This window comes from Desulfitobacterium sp., from assembly GCF_982384815.1.
Genome location: NZ_CEVWNY010000148.1, coordinates 1 through 6,452, shown reverse-complemented (window position 1 = coordinate 6,452; position 6,452 = coordinate 1). Strand labels below are relative to the sequence as shown.

The following is a 6,452-nucleotide window of genomic DNA, read 5'->3' as shown; positions in this document are numbered from 1 at the left end:
TAACAAGATCAGGGTAAAAAAGAAACCTGGTCTTGTTTTCTTGCGCCGCACTTTAAACCCTTTCTTTTTCATGGGTACTCCTTGATTTCATAAGTATTTAAAAACGTAAAGTATGAAGCATTTTAAGTTTCTTCAAGATGTGACTAGCCCTAATATTATACTATTAATATTCTTTTCCCAGAAATAGATCAATAGACCCAGAAAAGGCCTATTAGTTAGGCCTATCCATCAAATCCAATACCTAATTCTATTTTATCCAGCGGTTAATTATTCTTTCCAATTCCTTCCTTAATTGTAGCTCAGTTTCTTGCCATTTACCAGAGTTATCAATAACAACATTAGCTCTTTTTCTTTTTTCATCCAACAAATATTGAGCTTGAATGCGTAATTCCACCTCTTCCCGCGGCAAGACATCACGCTTCATTACCCGCTCGATTTGTATAGCTAAAGGGACCCAAACCACCCAGATCTCATCCATTTGTTCATAATATCCCGCCTCAAAAAGCAAGGGCACATCCCAAACACAGATTTTCCCCCCCGCCGCTTCAAGTTCCTCTTGCTGTTTTTGCATGGCAACTCTTACCCGGGGATGCAAAATCTGCTCCAGTTGTCGACGAGCCTGCTCATCGGCAAAAACAATCCTACCCAAAGCGCGGCGGTTGATTTCCCCTGCGTCTGACATAATATCACGACCAAAGGCAGCCGTTAAAGCTGCAATGGTCGCAGGTTCATTATATAGTTCATGGACCGTACGGTCTGCATCAATAATCGGTATACCTTGTTGGGAGAGCCACCGGGAGACTGTGGATTTGCCGCTGCCGATTCCCCCAGTCAAACCAATGACGAACATGCTATCACCTCATATTCTTCTGTATATATTCCTTTGCCCTCTACAAATCTACCTTGAAAAAGATCCTTCGCTCCCGCTCAGGATGACACGCACCATGTCATGCCGAACGCAGTGAAGTATCTACATCATGTCATGCCGAACGCAGTGAAGTATCTACATCATGTCATACTGAGCGATTAGCGAAGTATCTACATCATGTCATACTGAGCGATTAGCGAAGTATCTACATCATGTCATACTGAGCGATTAGCGAAGTATCTTGACCCGGCCTACATACAATAGCCTCTCCTTCAAATGAGCTTTCCCAAAGCGATAAGTATGAGCATTGTTCCCGGTAAAAGACCTAGTTTCCCTAGGTGCTCTTCACTTATTTTTCCGGCTAAAGCCTGCCCCAACTTAATCATCACAAACTGCATTATGGCAACCCAAGCAATTACGGATAAGGAATTGAGAATTCCCGCTGCGAGACCTATAACTAAACCGGAGGCGAATGCATCCATAGACAAGGCCGTTCCTAATAGTAAACCTTCCTTGCCACTGATTACACCTGAGCCGTCAAGGTCCGCATGTTCTGGGGTTTTAAGAATCTGTACTACGATACCGAGGATTTTTAGCTCAAACTTAATAATAGGCTGACGCACTGTCACTGCGTTTACCGGTACGGCCTTTGGAACATCTCTTTGGATCAACGGTATGATCGCTTTTATCAGTTGGTAGCCGCCTAAACTAAGTAAAATTCCTGCCGCCAGTAGATTGGGTGGTAGAAAGGTAATGACGCCCATCAAGACATCTCCAAAAAACACCGCGGCCCCCATAGCTACCACTGTACAAAGAGTCATGACTAACATAGAGAGAAGGGGAATTCGAATTCTTCGGATTCCATAAGATAACCCTGCGCCAAATCCGTCAAAACTTAGTGCTAGTGCGAAGAGTATTGTAGCTCCCATATTCATCCTCCTGTAAGTTCCCTTATCTTGCAGGATAATATATGGGTAAACTCTTCTTTAGGTGATTCTTATTCCTCTGTTATTTCTAACCACTCCAGCATCGCACTATCCAACAGAGCCTTTTTTTCCTCATAAGCTTGGTGGAGTTCCATGGCCTTCTCATAATTCGAAGTTGCTGCCGACATCTGAACCTCAAGGGATATTAGCTCCTCTTCCAACCCGGCAATCTGAGTTTCCAGTTGCTGGGCCCTTTTTTGACGTCGTTTAGCTTCCCGATCCATGGCTATAGAGTTCCCTTTATTATTTGTCGCCATGCCAATATTCTTTTCTCGATTCTCTAAAGCAAGCTTTTCCTCTGAAGCTGCTTCCGCTGCTTCTTCCTGCAGCTGAACCTTATAGGCACTGTAGTCCCCTTCATAAAACTTTAGTCCTTCAGGAGTTAAGCGAGCAATTTTGTTGACTACCCGGTCCAAAAAGTAGCGGTCGTGGGAAACTACCAGCAAGGTGCCGTCATAATCCTGGAGTGCTTCTTCCAGAACATCCCGCATCCGCGTGTCTAAATGGTTAGTTGGTTCGTCTAAGAGCAGAAGATTGCCTCGGGAGAGAAACAATTTAGCCAAGGCCAGTCGGCTTTTCTCGCCACCACTCAAAACCGAAACAGGCTTAAAGACCTCATCGGCCACAAAGCCGAAGCGGGCCAACAAACTGCGGATCTCCGGATCAAGCAAGTCTGAGTCTCCCCGGATTTCATCCAGAATACTACCCCTTCCCCGCAATTCCTCATGCTCCTGTGAGTAATATCCTAACTGCACATTGGCACCCAGCCGAATCTCGCCTTTATAAGGCAGTATGCCTTTGATGGCCTTGAGTAAACTGGTTTTACCGATTCCGTTGGCCCCGAGCAGAGCCACCCGATCCCCGCGGCGCAATTCCATATTGACACCTTGGAAAAGCTTGCGACCGGGAAACTCCATGGACACCTCTTCCAGCATCAGGGTCCGATCCCCGCTGCGCCGTCCGGTTGCCAGAGAAATATGCAAATCCTTAGGATTTCTGTTCACCTCTATCGGCTTAATCTTATTTAGTTGAGTCTCCCGGCCCCGAGCCTGTTTGGAATTTTGTCCAGCCTTATTGCGGCGGATATATTCCTCCAGTCGGGCGATTCTTTTGCTTACCCGTTCTGCTTCTCTAGCCAAAGTGGTCTCTTCCACTGCCCGCTGCAGTTCGTACTCGGAATAATTCCCCGGATAACTCTTCAGGTTCCCATTTTCTAAATGAAGAACCTTCTCCACCACATGATCGAGGAAATAGCGATCATGGGAAACAACCAGGATTGCACCTGAGTACCCCCGCAGAAATCCCTCCAACCATTCCAAGGCATCCATATCCAAGTGATTTGTCGGCTCGTCCAATACCAGAAATTCCGGTGAACGGAGGAGAAGTTTACTTAGGGCCAGTCGGGTTTTTTGCCCTCCGCTTAGTCGCTGGATGGACTGATCTGCTTCTTTGATCAGCCCCAGACCGGAGAGGATTTTACGGATTTGAGCTTCCAAAGCATAGCCACCACTGTTTTCAAAACGCTCCGTAAGCCTGCTGTACTGGTCGAAAATCTTTTCATCGGCGGCATCTGCCATATTTTCTTCGAGAACACGGAGTTGCTCCCTCATTTCGATCAGGTCCGCCCGTTCCTCCAGCATACTCTCCCAGACCGTTCCCCGCTCTTCGATAAGAGGTTTCTGCGGAAGATAGCCCCAAGTTCCCGTTAGATAAACATCCCCGCTCTCTAAACGATGTTCTCCCAGACAGGCCCTTAGCAAGGTAGTCTTCCCTGCTCCATTGGGCCCCACCAGACCTACTTTTTCCCCTTTCTCCACCGCAAAGGTTACTTGTCGGAAAAGGGCTTCCCCGGAGACATCCACACCACAGCTCCGACAGTAAAGAATACTCATATATCTATACTCCTTTAATAGTGAAACAGGGGGACAGGTCCCTTGTTTCAAATGATCCTTCCGGCACTCTTCCTTCAGGATGAAACCGGTCAACGGGTATGACAGCCCCCTATCTCACCAGTCATACTTTGATGGCAAATACCTTCAGCCCTCACAATTGTCATAGAACCATAGCAAAGTATCTTGACCTAATGCTATTTATTTTTGGCAGTTTGAACAAAAAACCGTGGACCGGCCGCCGAGGCGTATTCTTTGGAGAGGTCGCCCACAGCCCTTGCAGGCTTCGCCCCCCCGACCATAAACCTTAAGCTCATTTTGAAAAGCTCCCTTTTCCCCATTGGCGTCCTGATAATCCCGAAAAGAAGTACCGTTGGCCGCGATGCCTTCCCTAAGAACCTCACAGATGGCATTGTAAAGCTTCTCGACCTCTTCGGAATTAAGAGAATTAGCACTGCGTTCCGGGGTAATCCCCGCCCGAAACAAAGCTTCATCAGCATAAATGTTGCCGATTCCCGCTACCAAGGCCTGATCCAACAAGGCCCCCTTGATGGCCAGCTTACGCTGGGCTAAGCGTTTTTCCAGCTCTGCCGGGGAAAAATCCCCACCCAAGGGCTCCGGTCCCAGCCGAGCTAAAGATGGCTGATTTAGCCTCTCCTCTGTTAATACGAGCTGCAAGCGACCAAATTTGCGGGTATCGGTAAAATGAATTTCCCCTTGAGAAAGCTTCAATACCACATGGGTATGCTTCTCCGGCTCATAAGCTGAGCGGTGATAAATCAAACGTCCGGTCATGCGCATATGGGCGATAAAGGACCAACCTTCTTCTAAAGTAAATAAAAGATATTTCCCCCGCCGCTCAATGCTCACAATCCTCAGACCCTTAACCGTATCGGCGAAGGCATTCCCTTCATAGCCTTCTACAGCACCGGGCCAGCGAACCAAAACTTCCTCAATCTTCAGATTGAGAATATGTTGACTTAAGCTACGGCGAATCGTCTCTACTTCCGGTAATTCTGGCATTTTTTACACCTTCAAACTATAAAATAAGACTCCATATCATACCAATTAGGCCCAACCTTACAATCAACCGTCAAGGGCACAGAGAGAGGGAAGGCGTTTTCCATCTCTTCCCGGACAACCTTCGCCACTTCTTCTACTTCCGACGGTGCCACTTCGATTACCAGCTCATCGTGAACCTGCAAGAGAAGGTTTGCCCGGTAAGGCTCTAAAGCCTCGGCCACCCCCAGCATAGCCAGCTTCATGATATCTGCAGCGGTTCCCTGGATGGGAGTATTCATGGCAATCCGCTCGCCGAACTGACGCTGCACCCGATTAGGATGACGCAATTCCGGGATTCTGCGCAAACGATTCAAGAGAGTGCGAACCTGCCCCTCTTCTTTGGCCTTAACCACAATCTCTTCCAGATAACGTTTTACTCCCTCATAGCGCAGGAAGTATTTATCAATATAGGATTTAGCTTCTTTACGAGAAATCCCTAAGTCCCTGCCCAAACCAAAATCCGTTAACCCGTAAACCAAGCCGAAGTTAACCGCTTTGGCCTTACGTCGTAGATCCTTGGTGACCTCATCCATGGGTACCCCAAACACTTCCGACGCGGTCCGGGTATGGACATCTTGGTTAAGAGAGAAGGATTCACAGAGGACTTCATCTTGGGCATAATGGGCCAAGATCCTCAGCTCAATTTGGGAATAATCTGCCGACAGAAGCACCCAGCCTTCTTGAGTGGGCTTAAATACTTTGCGCAATAACCGTCCATGCTCCAGTCGGATAGGGATATTCTGAAGATTAGGCTCTGTACTGGATAAACGCCCGGTAGCAGTTACAGTCTGTTGAAAAGTTGTATGAATCCTGCCTTCGTGGACTTGTGCCAATAAACCATTGACATAAGTGGACATAAGCTTACTTAATTGGCGGTAATCCAGGACCCGTTCCACTATTGTATGTTGGGTGCGCAACTCTTCCAGAGTATCCGCATCCGTGGAGTAGCCGGTTTTTGTCTTTTTCATGGGCGGTAATCCTAATTTTTCAAAAAGGATATGGCCTAATTGTTGAGGAGAATTAATATTGAAGGTTTCTCCGGCATCCTTATAGATTTCCTCTTCCAGTCGCTGCAGCTCTACCGCTAAGTCACGACCGAATTCCTCAAGCTTTTGGATATCTACCGCAATCCCTTGCTTTTCCATCCGAGCTAAGATCGGGCTTAAAGGTTCCTCCATTTCATGGAGAAGAGCAGTCAGTCCAAGTTCCCCAAGGGTTTCCTTGTAAGAGTCTGCCACTTGGGCAAGAGCCGAAGCTTCCTCGGCCAAATTTCCAAATTCCCCGACCCCAGGAATGTATTCCTTGACTAATTCAACCGGCTCGAACTTGGTGCGAGTAGGGTTAATCAAGTAGGCAGCCAAGCCAAGGTCCAAGGCCACTCCTCTTAGGTTAATATCTTCATTGAAGAGCAGCGTATAGAGGGTTTTGCTATCTGCTACCTGCTTAGGAACATCGGAGTCTTCCAATAACTTAATAAAAGCTTGGCGAACTTCCTCCACTCCATCTACCCAACTAAGCAGATAGGATTTGCCTTCGACAGCGATTCCCCATTCGGTGAGCTTGCCCCAATGAGGATTTCCGCCCGTGCTTCGATAGGCTAGGACTAAAGGAGTTTTCTGATCCTGCCACATAAGAAGGTTACTTAAC

The 6,452-nt window shown here is 47.4% G+C and carries 5 protein-coding genes; all 5 read right to left on the bottom strand.

The window, feature by feature from the left end; genetic code table 11:
* Positions 1 to 247: 247 nt before the first annotated feature.
* Complete coding sequence (coaE, locus tag AC1U9U_RS15035) at positions 248 to 850, bottom strand: dephospho-CoA kinase (RefSeq protein ID WP_479961366.1); 603 nt, start codon at positions 848 to 850, stop codon at positions 248 to 250.
* Positions 851 to 1,140: 290 nt separating this feature from the next.
* Entirely contained in the window at positions 1,141 to 1,797 is a 657-nt protein-coding gene (gene ytaF / locus AC1U9U_RS15030) for a sporulation membrane protein YtaF (RefSeq protein WP_479961365.1), read from the bottom strand.
* 68 nt (positions 1,798 to 1,865) lie between these two features.
* Positions 1,866 to 3,746 carry an ABC-F family ATP-binding cassette domain-containing protein gene (locus AC1U9U_RS15025; protein WP_479961364.1) on the bottom strand — a complete coding sequence of 627 codons (1,881 nt, stop codon included), beginning with the start codon at positions 3,744 to 3,746 and terminating at the stop codon, positions 1,866 to 1,868.
* A gap of 198 nt (positions 3,747 to 3,944) precedes the next feature.
* A complete protein-coding gene (gene mutM, locus AC1U9U_RS15020; RefSeq protein ID WP_479961363.1) occupies positions 3,945 to 4,766 on the bottom strand; it encodes a bifunctional DNA-formamidopyrimidine glycosylase/DNA-(apurinic or apyrimidinic site) lyase in 822 nt (273 codons plus the stop codon).
* 11 nt (positions 4,767 to 4,777) lie between these two features.
* Positions 4,778 to 6,452, bottom strand: a 1,675-nt coding sequence (polA, locus tag AC1U9U_RS15015) for a DNA polymerase I (RefSeq protein ID WP_479961362.1), incomplete at its 5' end; no start/stop codon positions are given.